Here is a 19218-nt window from a genome sequence, read left to right on the forward strand (position 1 = left end):
CGGGTGGTGATCCCACTCTCACCCGCTCCCGGCGCTCGCCTCGGCGAACTCGTCATGAACCCGTCACCGACCGTCATGTTTCGTCACGGTCACCTGGCTCCCCTCCCGGTCACCGGAAGTTGCGGGCCTTCGTCGGCAGCTGCACCTCGAGGGGGACGAGCTTGTGCGCGTAGAGGCTGACGACGTCTCCCCCGCGCTGGATGAGGCCGGTGACGACGAGGGCGTTGCGGGTCGTCGCCACGGACCGGAACCGCTTCATCAACCCCGCTGTGGCGACGACGTTGAGCATCCCGAACTCGTCCTCGAGATTGATGAACGTGATCCCCGAGGCGGTCGCCGGCCGCTGCCGGTGGGTGACGAGGGCGGCGACGGTGAGCCGCTTGCCGTCGGGGGCCGCCGCCGCATCGGCCGTCGAGGCGTAGCCGCGCTCGGTCAGGGCCTGCCGGAGGATCTCGGTGGGGTAGCCGTCGACGGTGATCCCCGTGGAGAAGAGCTCGGCGAGGGTCGTCTCGAACGCGTCCATCGTCGGCAGCGCGGGAGCCTGGGAGACCGTCCCCGTGCCCGGCAGCACTCCCGGGTGGGCGCCGGCGACTCCCCCGGCCAGCCACAGCGCCTGCCTGCGGTCGAGGTCGAAGCCGGCCAGGGCGCCGGCGGTCGCGAGCGATTCGAGGGCCTGCTTGCCGATCCCGGTGCGTTCGGCGAGGTCGGCCACCGAGGCGAAGGGAGCGTTCGCGCGTTCGGCGACGATCACCTCGGCGAAGGAGCCGACGTGGGAGACCTCGGTGAGCCCGAGACGGATCCCCAGCTCCCCCGTCTCGGTGCGCTCCAAGTCGCTGCCGGAGTTCGAACGCGCGACGTCGACGGGCAGGATCGGCACGCCGTGCCGGCGGGCATCGGCGATGAGCGACTGCGGGGAGTAGAAGCCCATCGGCTGGGCGCGCAGGAGACCGGCGGTGAACGCCGCATGGTGATGGAACTTGAACCACGCCGACTGGTAGACGAGGTTGGCGAAGCTGATCGCATGCGATTCGGGGAACCCGTAGTTGGCGAACGCGGCGATGGTCGAGAAGATCGCCTCCGCGGTCTCGGCTTCGACCCCCTTGGCCCGGGCGCCGGTGCGGAACTTCTCCGCGAGTTCGGCCATCCTCCTCTCCGAGCGGCGTGAGCCCATCGCCTGCCGCAGCCGGTCGGCATCGGCTCCGGTGAAGCCGCCGACGTCGATGGCCATCTGCATGAGCTGCTCCTGGAACAGCGGCACCCCGCACGTCTTCTCCAGGGACTTCTCGAGCAGCGGGTGGAGGTATTCGATCGGGTCGAGGCCCTGCCGCCTGCGGATGTAGGGGTGGACGGATCCACCCTGGATGGGCCCGGGGCGGATGAGGGCGACCTGGACGGCGAGGTCGTAGAAGTTCTCGGGTCTCAGCCGCGGCAGGGTCGCGAGCTGGGCGCGGGACTCGACCTGGAAGACGCCGACGGCGTCGGCGCGGCGCAGCATCGCGTAGACCTCCTCGTCCTCGTCGTCGATGAGCGCCCGGTCGATGCACTCTCCGGTGTGCCGGGCGACGAGGTCGACCATCTCGTGGAGGGCGGTGAGCATGCCCAGGCCGAGGAGGTCGAACTTGACGAGGTCCATCGCCGCGCAGTCGTCCTTGTCCCATTGGACGACGGTGCGGTGGTCCATCGTCGCGTGCTCGATGGGCACGACCTCCCCGATGGGACGGTCGGCGAGGATCATCCCACCCGAGTGGATGCCGAGGTGGCGGGGTGAGCCGAGCAGGTCGCCTGCGACGTCGAGGACCTGGGCGGGCACCGGGGACTCGTCGGCCTCGGGCAGGGTCGACCAGCGGTTGCTCGACTTCGAGAACGCGTCCTGCTGGCCGGGGGCGAAGCCGAGGCTGAAGGCGGAGTCCCGGATCGCCGACTTCGCCCGGTAGGTGATGACGTTGGCGACCTGGGCCGCCCGGTCCCGCCCGAAGTGGTCGTAGACGTACTGGATGACCTCTTCGCGCCTGCCCGATTCGATGTCGATGTCGATGTCGGGATACCCCTTGCGGTCCGGGGAGAGGAACCGGTCGAAGAGGAGGTTGTGCTTGACGGCGTCGACGGCGGTGATGTCGAGGACGTAGCAGACCGCGGAGTTCGCCGCCGAACCCCGGCCCTGGCAGAAGATCGACTCCCGGTGGCAGAAGCTCGTGATGTCGTGGACGATGAGGAAGTACCCGCAGAAGCCGAGCCGGGCGATCATGTCCATCTCCTTCTCGAGCTGCTCCCAGGCCCGGGGGTGCTGGGCGCGGGTGCCGTAGCGGCGCAGACCGCAGTCGGTGACGAGTTCGCGCAGGTACTCCTCGGCCTCCCGGTCATCGGGCATCGGAGCGCGCGGCAGGTCGGGACGCGCGGTCTCGAGGGTGAAGGCGCAGTCCGTGCCGATCCGCGCCGCGGTCTCAAGCGACTCGGCGGGGAAGCGTGCGGCCATCTCCTCCCCTGAGTGGATGCGGTGCTCCGCGGTCGTCGGCAGCCAGCCGGCGAGGTCGTCGAGGGGACGCCGGGAGCGGATGGAGGCGCGCACCTGTGCCGAACGCCAGTGCGCCCGGGTCGCGAAGTGGACGTTGCTGCTCGCCATCGTCGGCAGGCCCGTCCGAGATGCCAGTTCGCCGAGGTGGCGCAGCCTCTCGTCGTCGTCCGGGGTGCCGTCGCGGCTGAGTTCGACGGCGAGGGAGTCGGCGCCGAAGAGTCCGATGAGCCGGCGCAGGGCGCTCAGGCCGCCGTCGGGGTCGCTCAGCGCCCGGCGCAGCGGTCCCTTGCGGCAGCCGGTGAGGATCATCCAGTCCGCACTCCTGGCCCCGAGGTCCTCGAGGTCGAAGACGGGACGGTTCTTCTCCCCGCGCAGGTTGGCCTCGGTGATCGCGGCCGAGAGGCTGCGGTAGCCCTCGACCCCGCGGGCGAGGACGAGCAGGTGGGTCGCCTCGGGGTCGGTCTGTCCGGGGATCTTCTCGGTCAGGCCGAGGGAGAGTTCGGCGCCGAAGACGGTGGGCAGCCCCACCGAGGCTGCGGCATGGGCGAAGCGGACGGCACCGTAGAGGCCGTTGTGGTCGGTCAGGGCCATCGCGCTCAGGCCGGCGGCGGCCCCGGCGGTCACGAGGTCCTCAGGGTCGGAGGCCCCGTCGAGGAAGCTGAACTGGGAGTGCACATGCAGCTCCGCCCACGGGCGGGTGCGCGAGGGCAGGAGGATCGGACCGGGGGTGCCGCTGCCGAGGGACCCCGGGTAGCGGGAGATGGAGTCGGGGCCGCGCGGGCCCACGGAGACCGGATAGCGGTCGGGGCGGGAGAAGGCCGGGGCGTCGGAGCCGTCGGCGTGCCTGTCGACCGGGCGGGTGTTCGTCCCCGCCCGGTTCCCGGCGGGGGCGTCCGCCGCGGGGCTCTCGGGCGTGCCCTCCGGCGCTGTGCCCGCAGGCGTGCCCTTCGATGCTGTTCTGCCCTCGAGGCGGCGGGCGAGTTCCGACCACGGGGTGCGCGGATTGTTGAATCCCATCAGCGGTACTCCCCTGTGAGATACCACTGGCCGGACTCCTTGCTCAGCAGCAGCGCACGCCCGGACTCGGTGACGACCTGCAGACGGGTCCGGTACGTCGCCCGCTGGGGATCCCACCACCCGGATTCGATGGGCCACGATCCGGAGAAGTCGACGATCGCCTCGGTGGTGCCGGTGGGGAACCGGATCGCGCGGGGAGGCTGCGCGAGCCCGGACGGACGGGCGTCGACCGGTCCTCCCCCGGCTGAGAACACGTCGACGGCGACATGGTCGACGGTGGTGGGCCGGGGTGCCCCGAGGGAACCCGGCCACGGCGCCTGCGGGTTGCGGGTCGGGCACGCCGTCTGCTGCCAGGGGGTCCAGAGGTTCGTCTCCGCCGGATCCCACCCGCCCTGGAGTCCGGGCACGAGCACGGAGTCAGGTCCGAAGAGTCCCTGCAGACGCTCGAGGGTGTGCGTGATCTGCCCGGTGTTCTCATCGAAGAGGCTGCGCGTCGCCCCGATCGGGGTCGTCAGCTCGGCGGCGGTGAGGCCGAGCGCGGTGATCCCCTCCTCGGAGAAGTCCTCGGGATCCGGGCCCGGGTCGTCCGCGTCTTCCCCGGTGCTCCCGCGTCCGACGGCACTGCCGCCGCCGGCGGTGCTGCCGACCCCACCGCGTCCGGGATTCCCGCGTCCGACGCTGGCCAGCCACCCCTCGGCCTGCCAGCGCAGGCGGTCGGCGATGGCGTTCTCGCTCATGTCCTCGATCCGCCAGGTCCGGCTCGAGGACTGTCCACCGGCGGCGAGGAGGTCGATCGTCACCTGCGTGCACACGAGTCCGCTGCCGCGGACGCGGCCGAGCAGGTCGGCGGCGAGCTGTCGGGCGAGGAAGCCGAGTGTGTCGCTGCGGGTCGTCGGGGTCTCCAGTGCGCTCTCGACGCACAGGTCCTCGGTCCGGGTGTGGTCGCGCAGCGGTGCTTCGTCCCGTCCCGAGGCGAGGTCGTGCGCGCGCCGTCCCTGCGGGCCGAACCGGGAGAGTACGTCGACCGCGTCGAGTGCTGCGAGCGCCCCCAGAGTGCGCAGCCCGAGGTGGGTGAAGACGTCGATGAGCTCCGCCCAGTCCCCGTCCGCTGACTCGAGGGCGGTGATCGGCTGGGCGGCGAGGAACTCGACGGTCTCCCCCGGTTCGATCCGGCTCGCCTGGGAGGCGGCGATGCGGGCGGCGAAGACAGTGTCGGCGATGCCGGGGAAGAACTCCCAGCCGGTCGCCGGCACGAGGGCGGAGACGAGGGCTTCGACGGCGGCGGCCTCATCGGGGTAGCCGTGCCGGAGCGCATCGAGGGGAATCGCCAGGGTTCCCGGGCTGAGCAGTGTGAAGCGGGCGACGAGGTCCTCGAGCGCGCCCACCCCGGCGGAGAAGTGACGGTTGTCGACGTCTTCGTCCCACGGAAGGACCCGGGCCTCAGGGCAGCGGTATCCCGCGGCCCGCTTGTTGTTGCCGATGGCGATGCCTGCGGCCCGGGCCGGGGCGTTGGCGGCGATGACCCGGCCCGCGTGGAGGACGGCGACCGGGGTGCCCGGGCTGAGTTCGTGCTCGACGGCAGCGGCGACCGCCGGCCAGTCGGGAACGGTGAGGACGAGGGTGCGCGTGGGATCAGCCGACACTGCGGATCACCGGCCTCTCCGTCTCCGACACCTCGGCGGGGGTTCCGTCGGGACCGGGCAGGAGGAAGCGGTGGACGCCGGTCTGCGAGCGGGCTTCGACGAGGCACGAGCGCAGCCGTCCGCGACCGTGATCGGTGCCCGACCAGCGCAGACCGGTGATCTCGATCTGCTCGGTGCTGCCCGACAGCGGGCTGAGGCTGATGACGCTCATCTTCCTCTCGCGCACCTTCGCGAGCAGTCGGGCACGCTCCCCCGGGCTCGGGAGGTAGGCAGGGTCGATGAGGAGGATGTCGAAGGACTCGATGAGGATCGAGGCCACCCGCAGCCAGTCCTGAGGCGGGGTCGCAAGGTTGACGAAGTGGCCGAGGTCGATGCCGAGGTCGGCGATCGAGGACACTGCGGGCTCACCGAGGCCGATCCCGGCGCACCACTTCTGCTCCTGGGTCGACGCGGCGATCGCTGCCAGAGCACAGGTCAGCGACTGTCCGCCGGTGAAGGAGACGATCTCTCCACGCGGCAGGCCGCCACGCCGGAACATCGGCGCGAGCACAGGATGCACGGGTCGAGGCGGATGGCCGTCGAACAGGGACGTTGCCGTGGAGATCCCCATCTCCCGGCTGAGCTGTTCGATGAGTGGTGCTGCGGACATGACATCTATTATCGAACTGGTGTTCGAAATAGGCAAGATTCAGGCGACCTTTTCGTTCGCTCGGGCGTGTCGCGCTTCCGCTTCGAACATCCATGCCAGACAATTGCCCAGGTCAAAACCGTAGCCCCCGCCGAGGGTGCTCGGATCGGCATTCTCGGTCGCCTTCTCAACCGCCTCGACGACCTCGCCGAGCCGCGCGGTATCGAAGACCCGGTGGAAGGGGTCCTCCTCCTCGCACGCGAAGAGCTGGTGCCCGTCGGGGAGGAGGAACGCGAACGCCGGCGCCCCTTCGAGCGCTCCCGAGAACGAGGCTGTCGTCCGCACGATCCTCAGGCCGTGCTCATGGACGGCGATGTGGTGGGAGCGGCAGAGCAGGATGAGGTTGTCGAGATCGGTCGCCCCGCCCTGCGACCACGGCCGGATGTGGTGGGCCTCGCAGCCTCTCCGGGCGAGGCAGCCGGGGAACTGGCAGCCGACGTCGCGCGCGCTCAGCGCCATCCGCTGCCGTCTGCTCGCGAGCCGCTTCGATCGGCCGAGCCTGAGCACATCGCCTGACTCGTCCTTGATGATCCCGCTGACAAGTGCTTCGCAGGCCAGACGCTGGGCCGTGGCGGCGGTGATGCCGCCGAACCCGTCGATCCGACACGTCTCGTCGGCACGGCCGGGGTCGTCAGCGTCCGGATCGAACCCTTCCGACGTCCCCGCGGGGACGTCGTCGTCATCCGGCGTCCCCGCGGGGACGCTGTCAGGACAGTCGGACTCGGACGCGAGGAGGGCGGCACCGGAGCGGACGAGCACCTCGGCGGAGGTGTGGACGAGCATGCGCGCCCGATCGAGGTCGACGGCACCCGAGGGCTGCGCGTGCGGGAAAGCGCGGACGATCTCCATGAGGCACGCGGTCTGCGGGATCCGCTCGCGACGCCGGGGCGCACCGCCGCCATCAGCGGCCTCGTCCGCGCGGCGCTGCGCCTCGGCGTCTCTGCGCTCGATGATGCGCCGGGCGGCCGCGAGCATCGTGACGATCTCGGCCGCATCGTCTTCGGGGAGGTCGATGACGATGCGGGTCCGACCGGGGCCGGCCGTGCAGATGAGAACGTCGTCCTGCGGCAGGCACCGCGGAAGCTCACCTGACTCCTCGGCAGCGCTGAGCTTCCGATAGTTGCGTGAGACGACGCTGACCTGCGCGCCGGTGCCGACCTTCGCCAGGCGCGCGGCATCCTCATCGGGGATCCGGTCGACGAGGCGGGAGACCTCCCGCACCTTCGAGTAGCTGAGGTCTCCCTCGCTCAGACCCTTCTTGACGCGCGGCATCCTGCGCAGGGCGTACATCACCCTGACATACTCCCGTGCGGTGTGGGCGCTCACCGAGGCGATGTGCATGACCCAGCCGGGCAGGCTCTTCACCCCCACCCACTGCGCCCAGAGGTCTCTGCGCTCGGCCTCGTCGATGAGGGCGATGATCCGCGCCTGGCAGTGGGCGACGCAGGCGATGTTGGCCTGGATGTCGGAGACGATCTCACTGCCTGTGAGCGCATGGAGGCCGTCGTTGGACTCCGCGGGATCGGCGTCGTCGGCGACCGGTCGCGGATCGAAGGGGTTGATGACGGGCTTGCCCGGCGACGTCGATCCGCCGAATACGGTAGATACGGAATCTACGGGTTGATACGGTTCACTGCGCTTCCGACCGCGGCCTCCCTCGGGATACCCCGCACCGACTCCCCCGCCTCCCTTCCACCCCGTCCGGCCTGCATTCGGCTCTGTCGTCGACGCTGCTGTCGACTCCGCCGTCGACACCGTCTGAACCAATCCGATCGCCTCGTCCATGTCGGCACCTTCCCCTCGGCCGCTGCGGTTCATTCGCCCCCATGGCGGTCGAACCATGCATCCACGGTAGAGGTCGGCACTGACATAGAAAGCCCGATCACGGAGAGATCAGCGCACTCGAAGGAGACACTTCTTCGATTCATCTTCGTTTGTGCAGGTGAGGAGACGCGGAGTCCCCGCGGGTACGCTTTCGCATCGCGGTCGCACGTCCCCGCAGGGACGCGCCAGCCGCAGTCTTACGGCGAAACGGCCGGAGCGTCCTTCGTGGTGAAGGACACGGTGATCCACGCATGGGGATCGTCCCCGCCGAGGCGGCCTTCGACGGTGTCGCGGATGCGGTCCCAGTCCTCAAGTGCCCGCGGCGGCAGGCCCTTGGGCACGTAGAAGACGATCTCGACCGTTCGGGACCGTCCCTGTGCCGCGGCATAGACCCGGTAGTCGTCGAATCCTTCGGCGGCACTGACGTCCTCAGCGACCGCCTCGGCGTCCTTCCGCAGTCCTGGAGGGGTGACGAGCGAGACTTCGGACAGTGCCTTGCGCAGCGTCGAGAAGGGAACGGGGATGAGGACGAGGGCGACGACGGTGAGGACGGCCGGGTCGACGTAGGGCATGAACCATTCCGCCTCGGTGCCGTCGATGATCATGCCGATGACGAAGGCGATGAGCAGGGCGCCGGTGACTCCGCCGGCCATGATCCAGCCTTTGACGTCCATGGCGACGAACTCCGAGCCGATGCGCCGGTTCGCCCGGTGTTCGAGGACACCCATGACCACGGTGATGACGACGACGACCGCGGCGTAGACGACGGCGGGGCCGAAGTCGACCTCCCGTCCCCCGCTCAGCAGCGCCGAGACCGCCTGGAAGAGCGCGTACGCGGCCACCCCCATCATGAGCACGGAATTGACGAGGAGGACGATCGGCTCGAAGTGCCAGAAGCCCATCGTGAACGCGTTCTGGGTACGCACCGAGAGCCGATTCGCCACGGACCGGGAGATGAGGCCTGCGACGGTGAGGGAGACGACGGACATCACCGCGTCCATGAGTGAGAACACCCCGTCGAAGAGGATCGCGAACGACCCCGAGACGAGACCGAACCCGATGCCGAGCACGGAGACGAGGAGGATCGCTGCGAGGGAGACCTTGAGTGCCTGCTGTTCGGTGCGCATGTGACGGTTGGGTCCCTTCACCTCGGCGGATGTCCTCGAACCATCCTATCGATCTCGCCGAGGCGCTCGCCCGGTCCCACACATCACGACGCGTCCCCGCGGGGACGCATCAGGGGATCTGACGTCCCCGTCAAGACGCGTTCAGCGCGCACCGGTGCCGAAAGCATCGACTCCGGTCAGTCTCGCCGACTCACGCCACAGACGTTCCGCGGCGTGAGCATCGAGTGCGTACTCGCGCACTCCGCCGTCCTCGATCGGCGAGCCGGGGGCAGCCACAGGCGCGACATCGCAGTCTTCGCAGTAGAGCCCTCCACGGCCCTCGAGCGCGGGTGACGTCGCCGCCCACAACCCGGTTGCAGCTCCTTGCGCGGCAGATTTGAATCCCGCGCCGATGACCGTGCCGTTCTCATCGATCCATCCGCGTTCGACCTGCTCAGCACGCGTCATGTCCCTCTGCAGGCCGGTGATGATCGAACCCGGATGCAGGGAGAACGCCCGGACACCACTCGTGCGACCGAGAGCATCGAGGTGGACGGCGGTGAGCACGTTCGCGGTCTTCGCCTGACCGTAGGCGAGCCACTTGTCGTAGCCGGTCCCAAAGTACATGTCGTCCCACCGGATGTCAGAGAGGTGATGGCCGACCGAGGAATAGGTGACGACGCGCGCGTCATCGGCGTCTGCCAGAAGGGGAAAGAGACGGTTGATGAGCGCGAAATGCCCCAGGTGGTTGATCGCGAACTGGCTTTCCCAGCCCGGGCCCACCCGTCGTTCCGGCGACGCCATCACTCCGGCTGCCGTGATGAGCAGCTCCAGCCGCTCGGTCTCGGCGGCCACCCGTTCGGCGGCGCTCCGGACGCTGTCGAGGTCGGCCAGGTCCATGGGGATCACCGTCACACCACTCAGAGCGCCGACAGCCGATAGGGCTGCGTCCATACGCCGTGCAGGGACGATCACGCGGGCGCCCGCCCTGGCCAGCGACCGTGTCGTCTCCAAACCGAGACCGGAATAGCCACCGGTGACCACCGCAGTCGTTCCGCCCATATCGATACCGTCAAGCACCTCGTCGGCGGTGGAGGAGGCGCCGAATTCCACTCCGATCGGAGTCTGTTCACTGTGAGTCATGCCACGACACTACGAGCTAGAGTGAACTCGAAGTCAAGGGATGGGAGCACGACGATGAGTGACCACGGCGAAGCGACGACGTACACGATCGGCGACGTGGCCGAGCAAACGGGAATGAGTGTGCACGCCCTGCGGTACTACGAGCGGATGGATCTTCTCATCGCCCCCGTCGACAGGTCGCCGAGCGGTCGACGCATCTACACCGCTGCCGACCTCGAATGGCTGCAGGTCTGTGTCCGCCTCCGCGAATCCGGCATGCCACTGACCGAACTCCAGCGCTTCGCCTCCCTGGTCCGCCAGGGACCGGGCAACGAACACGACCGTCTCCGGATCCTCAACGACCACCGCGAACGAGTCGACGCTCAGATCCGCGCGCTCGAGGAGTGCCGAGAGGTCATTGAGTGGAAGACGAACGTCTACGCCGCGCATGTTGCCGACGGTTCTTCGGCCGGATCGTGGGACAGAGAGCCGGGCACCGTCTAGGCTCATCCCATGAGCACCGCCGACTACGAGACCCCGACCCGCGACTCCTACGATGCGATCGCGCAGGCCTACACCGATTGGGTCTCCGCCGAACTCACCGCCAAACCCCACGACCGCGCCGTCCTCGGCGCCTTCGCCGAGCTCGTCCTCGCCACCGGACACACCGAGGCGATCGACCTCGGGTGCGGCCCCGGCCGGATCACGGCCTTCCTCACCGGCCTCGGCCTCGACGCGACCGGGCTCGACCTCTCCCCGGAGATGATCGCCCAAGCCTCCCAGCTCTACTCCGACCTCAGCTTCACCACCGGATCGATGACGTGCCTGCCCTACCCGGAGAACAGCTTCTCCGGAGCACTCGCGTGGTATTCGCTCATCCACATCCCCGATGACCGTCTCGACCGGGTCATCGCCGAGGCGGCGCGGGTCCTGCGCCCCGGCGGGTACTTCCAGCTGGCGTTCCAGCTCGGCGACTCGGTCGACCACTTCTCCGACCTCGCCGGCTACGACGTCGACCTCGACTTCCACCGCCGCAGCATCGACGACGTCGTCGCTGTCCTCACCGCCCACGGGTTCTCACTCGTCACCCGGATGGAGCGCGAACCCGACACAGCCGGCCGCTACCCGGAATCGACCCCGCAGGGGTACGTGCTCGTGCGCCTTGAGACGAGCGACCGCCTCGGCGAGGATCACTACTGAGCCTTGACGGAGACCTCTGCCGCAGGTGAGATGATGGTCGACATATGAGCATCGACATCGTCTTCCACACCCCGGAGATCCCCGGCAACACCGGCAACGCGATCCGGCTCGCCGCCGTCACCGGCGCGCACCTCCACGTCGTCGAACCCCTCGGCTTCGACCTCACGGACGCGAAGCTGCGTCGCGCCGGACTCGACTACCACGACCTCGCCCACGTCACCGTCCACCCGGACCTCGATCACCTGTGGCAGACCCTGGGTCAACGTCGGGTCATCGCGTTCACGACGCACACGACCGACTCCTTCGCCGAGGTTGCCTACGAGGACGGGGATGTCCTCCTCTTCGGGCAGGAGTCGACGGGTCTGCCCGCCGAGGTCGTCGACGACGACCATGTCGACCTGCGGGTGCGGATCCCGATGCTGCCTGGCCGCCGCTCGCTCAACCTCGCGAACTCGGCGTCGATCGCGATCTACGAGGCATGGCGCCAGCACGGATACGCGGGCGCGTAGACTTCTCGCGAGAAGTCTCCCGTGAAAGGACCACCATGACCGCCAAGCTGCTCACGATCGCCGGTTCCGACGTCTCCGGCGGTGCCGGACTCGAAGCCGACCTGAAGATGTTCGAGGAGTACGGTGCCTTCGGCACCGCCGTCGTCACCTGCATCGTCACCTTCGACCCCGACAACGAGTTCGGTCACGCGATCGACTTCATCGAGCCCGAGGTCGTCAACCGTCAGCTCGGCTCGGCGCTCGCCATCCACGAATTCGACGCGATCAAGTCGGGCATGCTCGGCTCCGTCGAGTCCGCCCTCGTCCTCGCCGAGGACCTCAAGTCCAACGAGCTCCCCTACGTCTTCGACCCCGTCCTCGTGTGCAAGGGCTCAGGGTCGATGGTCGACCTCAAGGACCTCTTCGTCGACAACCTCGTGCCTCTGGCCACGGTCATCACCCCGAACCTCGAAGAGGCGGCCGTCCTCGCAGGTCTCGAGCCCATCGACTCGGTCGAGGGCATGATCGAAGCCGCGAGGATCATCCACGGTCAGGGCGCGAAGAACGTCGTCGTCAAGGGCGGTGCGCGCCTGGCCGGTGAGGACGCGATCGACATCCTCTTCGACGGTGAGACGGTGACGACGCTGCGCTCGCGCAAGGTCAACGACAAGCTCGTCAACGGCGCAGGATGCTCGTTCGCCTCGTCGATCGCCGCCGGCATCGCCACGGGCCTGTCGATCACCGACGCCGTGGTCAAGGCGAAGGAGACCGTGGCGCATGGGATCGCTGCGAGCCTGGACAACGCCACCGGCGTCTCGTCCCTGTTCCACCCCGCCGCCCGGACGTCTCCGTCCGCCGAGGTGGTCGTCACTCTCAGCTGATCCACGCGTCCCCGCGGGGACGCGGAGACACGGTCGTCGGCCAGGCGTCCCCGCGGGGACGCCTGGCAACACACAACCGCCCCGCACACCTTTCGGTGTGCGGGGCGGTTGTCAGAGCTGTGCGGTCGGAACCGCGGGTGATCAGCGCTTGCCGAAGCCCTTGTAGCGGTCCTTGAACTTCTCGACGCGACCGGCGGAGTCGAGAATGCGCTGCTTGCCCGTGTAGAACGGGTGCGAGGCGCTCGAGATCTCGACGTCGATGACGGGATAGGTGTTGCCGTCTTCCCATTCGATGGTCTTGTCGCTCTTCGCAGTCGAGCGAGTGAGGAACTTGGTTCCGGAGGCGAGGTCGTTGAACACGATCGGCGCGTATTCCGGGTGGATGTCCTTCTTCATATTCTTACCTTTGCTGAATCCGCTCAGGCGCCTGGTATGGGTCCGACCCATCTGCCAGTGCCCGAATTCGTCTGCTGAAAACGCTTCACGCCGTAGGAACCGGACGCGAACCGACAGTCCAGTCTAACCGACGCGGGCACGCAAAGCGATTCGAGACCCGGCCCTCCGACTCACCGGTGTCTCCTAGACTGCTGTCCATGACCACTGGTTCGACCACGCGGGCGCGTCTGAGCGCCCAGTTCGATGTCCGTCCCGCCGCCTCCGCGCCCGAGCTCATGGCCGCCTCCACCGCCGCGGCCCTGCCCACCGTCACGGGTGAGGTCGAGGTCTTCGCGATCGATCCGGAGATCGCCGACACCGCGGCACTCCTCGAAGCCACGGGCCTGGGGCCGCAGACCTCGGCGAACTGCGTCCTCGTCGCCGGTGCCCGCAGCGGTGAGGAGCGGATCGCCGCCTGCCTCGTCCTCGCCGATACGCGGGCCGACGTCAACAAGCGGGTGAAGAAGCTCCTCGACGTCCGCAAGGCCTCGTTCCTGCCGATGGACCGCGCGGTCGGCGAGTCGGGCATGGAGTACGGCGGCATCGGTCCGATCGGTCTGCCGGAGGACTACCGCATCCTCATCGACTCCCGCGTCGCCGCAGCCGATGATCTCATCATCGGCTCCGGCATCCGCGGGTCGAAGCTGCTGCTCTCGGGGCCCACGCTCGCGTCCCTGCCCGGCGCCGAGGTCATCGACGGTCTCGCCGTCGAGATCGGCTGAGACGCCCCGGCTCACCCGAGGCAGCCTCGCCTCAGCCCGCACCGGGTCTCAGCGCGCGGAGGCCGCAGTTTCCCGGCTGGGCGCACTGTCGAGCCCGGCCTGCTCGAGGACGAACTCGATGAGCGGTCCGTAGAGGTAGGGGTTGACGTCGTCATCGAGGGGCACGGTCGTCTCGATCGCGCCCTGGTCCTCGGCGACGAAGAGCGCCGGATCGTTGCAGTCGGCGTAGCCGACGGTCCGCAGTCCCCGCGCCGAGGCGGCACCAGCCCACCCGTGATCGGCGACGATGAGGTCGGGGCGGGGTTCACCGCGACGGTCGAAGTCATCGAGGAGGGCGTGCATCGGCTCGGCGAGGTGGGTGTGCGGGGTGCCCCCGTGGAGGTGCCACAGCCACACCCGGTTGAGTTCGCGGCAGTCCCCGCCGATCCCGGGCACGGAGACCTGCCCCACCTGGCGGACGATGCGGGCACCGTGGGCTTCGGCCGCCTCGGCGATGGCCATATGGACCGGAAGGAGGCCTGCGGGGTGTCCGGTCGCGAAGAGGATGGTCCCTCCGGCCCGGGCGACATCGCCGATGGCGCCGGCGAGCCGGGCGAGGGCGTCGATGCAGGCCTTGGTGGAGATCGTGTCGACACCCGAGGTGAACGCAGGGTCGGGGCGGAGTCCGGCACGGTCGACCATGAGGGCGAAGACGGAGTCGTAGTCCCACTCGCGGGTGAGTTCGACGCCGAAGTCGAACTGCCTCTCCCCGGCGAGGAAGCGGCGGATGTGCTCGAGGTTGTTCTCCCTCGGTGTCGCCACCTCCCCCGTGATGCGTCCGGTCTCCAGGGCCTGGGCAAGTGTCGTGCGGTCCACTGATCTCCTCATTCGGGGCGGCTGTGCTGCCACAGCGCCGGTCTCTCCGCCATCGCCGGTGCGGTCCCGGCGACGGCTCCCCACCACTGTATACAGTCCTGGGTCTGCGCCCTCCCCCACACTGCCTGAGCGCGGCGGCGGCTGACGAGTGTTCGCACCCTGTTCACGCACCCGTCATTCCCGCCTCCGCCGTTTCGGCACTCGGCTGGGAGGATGTGAGGTCTCCCCATCGACGACGAGCGAGCGTACGCTGGGGACATGAGCTCAACGATGCGCCTCATCACCGATCCTGCGGCCTGGATCGAGCGTGCCTTCGCCGATCCCGATGAGGACGTCATTCTCGCCAGTCCGCACGTCGTCCACGCGTTCAGTCAGCGCATCGCCGAGGCGGCCGCCGGATCCGCGCGGACGTGGGCGGTGGTGACGACGATCGATCCCGTCGCCGTCGTCCGCGGGAGTCTCTCGATCGACGGCCTCCAGCTCCTCCTCGATGCCGACCTCCAGCTCCAGCACGTCGACCGGCTGCGTACCCACTGTCTCTTCGTCGGTCGGCGGGCGCTCCTCGGATCGGCGAACCTCGGCAGAGCCGACGAGAGAGCGGTCTACCTCGACGGTGAGGAAGCTGCGGCCGAGAACTTAGCATCGCCGATGGAGCTCGCCGTCGAACTCACCGAGGATGAGCTCGCCGAGGCGTGGGCGCAGATCTCCCGGCGTCGCTCCGTCGTCGTCGACGCCCAGGACCTCGACTGGCTGCGGGCTCAGGTCCGGGAAGCCTGAGGCTCACGCCCCCTGGAGGGCGAAGCACGTGACCGCCGAGGCGGCGGCGACGTTGAGGGAGTCGACTCCCCCGCTCATCGGGATCATCACCGTCGAATCGCTCGCCGCGATCGTGCCCCGCGCAAGTCCGTCTCCTTCGGTGCCGAAGACGACGGCAGTGCGCGCAGGCGCCGCGGCCGCGAACTCCTGGATCGAGACCGAGTCCTCGTCGAGGGCGAGGGCCGCGACGTGGAAGCCGAGCTGCCGCAGGGTCTCGACCCCGCCGGGCCACGGGTCGATCCTCGTCCACGGCACCTGGAACACCGTGCCCATCGACACCCGGATCGCCCGCCGGTAGAGCGGATCGGCACACCGCGGGGTGACGAGCACGGCGTCGACGCCGAACGCGGCGGCCGACCGGAAGATCGCCCCCACGTTCGTGTGATCGACGACGTCCTCGATGACGACGACGCGCTTCGCCTCGGCGAGGAGATCGGTGACGAGCGGCAGCGAGGGCCGGTGCATCGCGGCCAGCGCCCCGCGGTGGAGGTGGAAGCCGGTGAGCGCCTCGACGGCGGCATCAGAGCCGATGTGGATGGGTGCGTCGTTCGTCGCGATGAGGTCGGCTAAGTCGAAGAGCCATTTCGGGCTCGTCAGATACGACCGCGGGGTCATCCCGGCGGCATGCGCCCGGCGGATGATCTTCGAGGACTCGGCGATGAAGAGCCCCTCCGCGGGTTCGCGGACGCTGCGCAGGGCGACGTCGGTGAGCGATGTGTAGTCGGCGAGCACGCCCCCGCTCGCAGTCGCCTCGGCGAGGTCATCGGGTTCGAAGAAGCGGAGGCGATCGGCTGCGATGCCGAGCTCGACGGCGCGGGCGATGATCTGCTCACGGGTGAGCGGGGCTTTGGCGGGGGTATTCACAGGGTGAGGATCCTCACGATCGCGACGAGGCCGAGGACGACGATGACGGCGCGCAGCAGTCCGGGTGAGAACTTCCGGCCGATCCGCGCGCCGAGGTAGCCGCCGATGAGCGAGCCGACGGCGACACAGACCACCGCGGTCCAGTTGATCCGGTCGTGGCCGACGATGATGTACGTCGTCGCCGAGACCGTGTTGACGACGAGGACGAGGACGTTCTTCAGCCCGTTGAGCCGCTGCAGGTCGTCGGAGAGGACAAGGCCGAGGAGCGCAACGAGGATGATCCCCTGCGCCGCGGCGAAGTAGCCTCCGTAGATCGCGGTGAGGAAGATGATGACGAACGCGAGCACGGTCTTCCCGGCAGACAACCCGCCTCCCTCCTCGGCGGAGACTCCGTCGTCGTGGCCACCCTCGTGCCGGCGCAGCGCCCGCCGTTTGAGGTAGCGGGAGAGGGAGGGCTGGCCGACGACCATGAGGAGCGCGAGGACGAGAAGGATGGGGACGATCGTCTCGAACGCATCCTCGGGCAGGTGGAGGAGCAGGTAGGCGCCGATGAGGGAGCCCGCCAGGGAGGCGGGGATGAACCCGGCGAACCGCTTCCACTGGCCCCGCAGCTCCTCCCGGTACCCGAAGGACGAGGCGATGTTGCCGGGGACGAGGCCCACGGCGTTGCTCATCGTCGCCACCACCGGCGGCACCCCGAAGGCGACGAGCACGGGGAAGGTGATGAGGGTGCCCGATCCGACGACGGCGTTGATCCCGCCGGCCCCCACCCCGGCTGCGACGATGAGGGCGATCTGCCAGAGTTCCATGGCCTCCATGCGCTGCGGCCGGACCTAGGACTGCGAGCGGGCGTGGAAGCGCTGTCCGTCGCGGCTGAGCTTGACGTCGATGCCGAAGGTCTCAGACAGGTTCTCCGCCGTGAGCGTCTCATCGATCGGACCGGCGGCCACGGGGGTCCCCTCGCCGAGGAGGAGGGCATGGGTGATCCCGGCCGGGATCTCCTCGACGTGGTGGGTGACCATGATCGTCGCCGGCGCCCACTTCGAGGAGAGGATCTCGGTGAGTGCGCTGAGCAGCTCCTCCCGTCCGCCGAAATCGAGCCCGGAGGCCGGTTCGTCGAGGAGGAGGAGCTCGGGGTCGGTCATGAGTGCGCGGGCGATCTGGACGCGCTTGCGCTCGCCCTCGGAGAGCGTGCCGAACGTGCGGTCCGCCAGGTGCATGATGTTGAACGCGGAGAGCAGGTCCTTGGCACGGTCGATGTCCGTCGCCTCGTACTCCTCGACCCAGCGCCCGGTCACTCCGTAGGCCGCGGTGAGGACGGTGTCGAGCGCGGCCTCCGAGTTCGGGATCCGTCCGGCCAGCGCCGTCGAGGCGTAGCCGATGCGCGGGCGCAGTTCGAAGACGTCGACGCGTCCGAGGCGCTCCTCGAGGATGCCGACCTTGCCCGTCGTGGGATGCATGCGCCCGGCTGCGAGTTCGAGCAGCGTCGTCTTGCCGGCACCGTTGGGTCCGAGCACGACCCAATGCTGGCCTTCGGAGACGGTGAGGGAGAAGTCGCGGAGGAGGAAGTTCGTCCCCCGGCGCACGGACACATTATCCACAGTCAGGACATCACTCATATCTCCCAACTCTATCTCAGGGGTGGGTCTATTCTGGTCCGACATGGACGCACAACTCGACTCACTCCTGCTCGCCCTGGCGGTCAACCATCGGCTGGCCGGAACGCTCGCCCCCGACGAGGTGAGCGCAGCGTTCCTCGACGCGGGACGTGAGGTTCCCCTCATCGTCGCCGACGCCGTCCTCGGCACCGACACCCCCACCGGTCTCCTCCTCTTCGCCGCCGCGGCACAGGCCGCCGGGATCACCCACGTCCGGCTCGCCCTTCAGCATCCCTCGCTGCCGCACACGACTCCGCCGGTGGACAAGGCCGACCGTGCCCGGGTCGGTCGGCACCCCGCCCCCGTCGTCCTCCACCGCGGGGCCCATCAGACGGGGATCATGCTCATCGGCGCCGAGGAGAACGTCGAGGTCATCGCGTGCCGGGACTCGGTCTTCCGCCCCGTGAGCGTCGACACCCCCACCGAGGCGCTGCGCCGTCTGCGCCTCCTCGTCATGGAGGGGCTCACCCTCATCGAGTCGATCGAGGTGCCCGAGGAATGGCGTTCTGCCCCGTGGCGGGACTGGCAGTCCGACCTCTCCGACGACCATCCGCTCATGTCCCTGCTGCCCGTCGACGCGGACTCCCGCGCGATCTTCGCCGCACTCGACATCCACGAACGGATGCGCACCGTGCTCGCACCGGCCACCGTCGACCCACCCGTCTTCGGCGACCTCCTGTCTCGCCTCCACCCCGCTGCCGCCGCCTACGTCATGGCTGTGGCTACGATGAAGGGGTGAGAGACTCCCGCGCGCTTCCCGGTCCCGTCCAGCTGCTCGTCATGGACGTCGATTCGACGTTCATCAACGAGGAGGTCATCGACCTCATCGCCGACCACGCCGGGGTCGGTGACAGGGTCGCCGACATCACGGAGCGGGCGATGGCCGGTGAGCTCGACTTCGCCGCCTCCCTGGCCGAGCGCGTCGCCCTCCTCAAAGGGCTGCCCGAAAGCGTCATCGACGAGGTCCGTGAGCGGATCACGCTCACCGAGGGGGCACCCGAGCTCGTCGCCTCAGTCCACGACGCCGGCGGCGTCGTCGCCCTCGTCTCCGGCGGCTTCACCTCGATCATCGGTCCCCGCGCGGAGGCGCTCGGCATCACCGAGGTCCACGCGAACGGACTCGAGGTCGATCAGGGCCGCCTGACCGGGCGGACCGCGGGCCCGGTCGTCGACCCGAGTGCGAAGGCCTCGATCCTGGCCGAGCTCACCTCCCGATACGACTGCGACCCCGAGCGGACCGTGGCGATCGGTGACGGTGCCAATGACATCGCCATGATCACCCGGGCCGGGCTCGGGGTCGCGTTCTGCGGCAAGCCCGCGCTCGTCGCCGCCGCCGATGTCGCCATCGACCGGCGGGACCTGCGCGAGGTGCTCAGGTTCCTCTGAG

Annotated in this window: 19 protein-coding genes; 8 read left to right on the forward strand and 11 right to left on the reverse strand. The window is 69.0% G+C overall.

Features of this window, described 5'->3' with window-relative positions; all coding sequences use genetic code 11:
* Positions 1–109 precede the first annotated feature (109 nt).
* The 6 genes from AC0VYB_RS10120 to AC0VYB_RS10145 form a co-directional block, all read right to left on the reverse strand.
* Positions 110–3529, reverse strand: coding sequence for an error-prone DNA polymerase (locus AC0VYB_RS10120; protein WP_475384684.1), 3420 nt, complete (start codon positions 3527–3529; stop codon positions 110–112).
* Positions 3529–5172, reverse strand: coding sequence for a DNA polymerase Y family protein (locus AC0VYB_RS10125; RefSeq protein ID WP_009375877.1), 1644 nt, complete (start codon positions 5170–5172; stop codon positions 3529–3531). Before AC0VYB_RS10125 ends, AC0VYB_RS10120 begins: the two co-directional genes overlap by 1 nt.
* The gene (locus AC0VYB_RS10130) at positions 5162–5821 is read right to left on the reverse strand and encodes a P-loop NTPase family protein (RefSeq protein WP_009375879.1); all 660 of its coding nucleotides are present in this window, start codon (positions 5819–5821) and stop codon (positions 5162–5164) included. The genes AC0VYB_RS10125 and AC0VYB_RS10130 overlap by 11 nt, the downstream gene beginning before the upstream one ends.
* A 39-nt stretch (positions 5822–5860) precedes the next feature.
* Positions 5861–7645: an HNH endonuclease signature motif containing protein gene (locus AC0VYB_RS10135; protein WP_009375881.1), complete on the reverse strand. Its 1785-nt coding sequence runs from the start codon at positions 7643–7645 to the stop codon at positions 5861–5863.
* Positions 7646–7881: 236 nt separating this feature from the next.
* Positions 7882–8811 carry a cation diffusion facilitator family transporter gene (locus AC0VYB_RS10140; protein ID WP_040341026.1) on the reverse strand — a complete coding sequence of 310 codons (930 nt, stop codon included), beginning with the start codon at positions 8809–8811 and terminating at the stop codon, positions 7882–7884.
* 141 nt (positions 8812–8952) lie between these two features.
* A complete protein-coding gene (locus AC0VYB_RS10145) occupies positions 8953–9933 on the reverse strand; it encodes an SDR family NAD(P)-dependent oxidoreductase (protein ID WP_040341027.1) in 981 nt (326 codons plus the stop codon).
* A gap of 54 nt (positions 9934–9987) precedes the next feature.
* Between AC0VYB_RS10145 and AC0VYB_RS10150 the strand changes: the two genes are divergently transcribed.
* From AC0VYB_RS10150 to AC0VYB_RS10165, 4 genes are read left to right on the forward strand one after another with little or no spacing between them, the layout of a single operon-like run.
* Positions 9988–10416, forward strand: coding sequence for a MerR family transcriptional regulator (locus tag AC0VYB_RS10150; RefSeq protein WP_009375887.1), 429 nt, complete (start codon positions 9988–9990; stop codon positions 10414–10416).
* Positions 10417–10425: 9 nt separating this feature from the next.
* Entirely contained in the window at positions 10426–11112 is a 687-nt protein-coding gene (locus AC0VYB_RS10155) for a class I SAM-dependent methyltransferase (RefSeq protein ID WP_009375889.1), read from the forward strand.
* A 44-nt stretch (positions 11113–11156) separates the two neighbouring features.
* Positions 11157–11621 (forward strand): tRNA (cytidine(34)-2'-O)-methyltransferase, encoded by a 465-nt coding sequence (locus AC0VYB_RS10160; protein WP_063250289.1) that lies wholly within the window; start codon positions 11157–11159, stop codon positions 11619–11621.
* 35 nt (positions 11622–11656) lie between these two features.
* On the forward strand, positions 11657–12481 hold the full coding sequence (locus AC0VYB_RS10165) for a PfkB family carbohydrate kinase (protein WP_009375891.1): 825 nt from the start codon (positions 11657–11659) through the stop codon (positions 12479–12481).
* Positions 12482–12622: 141 nt separating this feature from the next.
* On the opposite strand, the gene AC0VYB_RS10170 is transcribed toward AC0VYB_RS10165, so the two are convergent.
* Positions 12623–12877 (reverse strand): type B 50S ribosomal protein L31, encoded by a 255-nt coding sequence (locus AC0VYB_RS10170; protein WP_009375892.1) that lies wholly within the window; start codon positions 12875–12877, stop codon positions 12623–12625.
* 197 nt (positions 12878–13074) lie between these two features.
* Between AC0VYB_RS10170 and AC0VYB_RS10175 the strand changes: the two genes are divergently transcribed.
* Positions 13075–13638 (forward strand): YbaK/EbsC family protein, encoded by a 564-nt coding sequence (locus tag AC0VYB_RS10175; RefSeq protein ID WP_009375893.1) that lies wholly within the window; start codon positions 13075–13077, stop codon positions 13636–13638.
* A gap of 48 nt (positions 13639–13686) precedes the next feature.
* Here the strand turns inward: AC0VYB_RS10175 and AC0VYB_RS10180 are convergent, their stop codons facing one another.
* Positions 13687–14493 (reverse strand): phosphatase, encoded by an 807-nt coding sequence (locus AC0VYB_RS10180; protein ID WP_009375896.1) that lies wholly within the window; start codon positions 14491–14493, stop codon positions 13687–13689.
* 258 nt (positions 14494–14751) lie between these two features.
* On the opposite strand from AC0VYB_RS10180, the gene AC0VYB_RS10185 reads away from it, so the two are divergent.
* A complete protein-coding gene (locus tag AC0VYB_RS10185) occupies positions 14752–15270 on the forward strand; it encodes a hypothetical protein (RefSeq protein WP_144587561.1) in 519 nt (172 codons plus the stop codon).
* A 3-nt stretch (positions 15271–15273) separates the two neighbouring features.
* Here the strand turns inward: AC0VYB_RS10185 and AC0VYB_RS10190 are convergent, their stop codons facing one another.
* From AC0VYB_RS10190 to AC0VYB_RS10200, 3 genes are read right to left on the reverse strand one after another with little or no spacing between them, the layout of a single operon-like run.
* The gene (locus AC0VYB_RS10190; protein WP_009375900.1) at positions 15274–16173 is read right to left on the reverse strand and encodes a TrmH family RNA methyltransferase; all 900 of its coding nucleotides are present in this window, start codon (positions 16171–16173) and stop codon (positions 15274–15276) included.
* Positions 16170–16982, reverse strand: a complete 813-nt coding sequence (locus AC0VYB_RS10195; RefSeq protein WP_009375901.1) for a sulfite exporter TauE/SafE family protein — start codon at positions 16980–16982, stop codon at positions 16170–16172. The genes AC0VYB_RS10190 and AC0VYB_RS10195 overlap by 4 nt, the downstream gene beginning before the upstream one ends.
* A 24-nt stretch (positions 16983–17006) precedes the next feature.
* Complete coding sequence (locus tag AC0VYB_RS10200; RefSeq protein WP_009375902.1) at positions 17007–17792, reverse strand: ABC transporter ATP-binding protein; 786 nt, start codon at positions 17790–17792, stop codon at positions 17007–17009.
* A 43-nt stretch (positions 17793–17835) separates the two neighbouring features.
* Here AC0VYB_RS10200 and AC0VYB_RS10205 point away from each other — a divergent pair, with 43 nt between their 5' ends.
* Both AC0VYB_RS10205 and serB read left to right on the forward strand, forming a co-directional pair.
* Positions 17836–18570 carry a hypothetical protein gene (locus tag AC0VYB_RS10205; RefSeq protein ID WP_009375903.1) on the forward strand — a complete coding sequence of 245 codons (735 nt, stop codon included), beginning with the start codon at positions 17836–17838 and terminating at the stop codon, positions 18568–18570.
* Positions 18567–19217, forward strand: a complete 651-nt coding sequence (serB, locus tag AC0VYB_RS10210; protein WP_259821475.1) for a phosphoserine phosphatase SerB — start codon at positions 18567–18569, stop codon at positions 19215–19217. Before AC0VYB_RS10205 ends, serB begins: the two co-directional genes overlap by 4 nt.
* The last annotated feature ends 1 nt before the right edge of the window (position 19218 follow it).

This window comes from Brevibacterium sp. Z349TD_9, assembly GCF_056173565.1.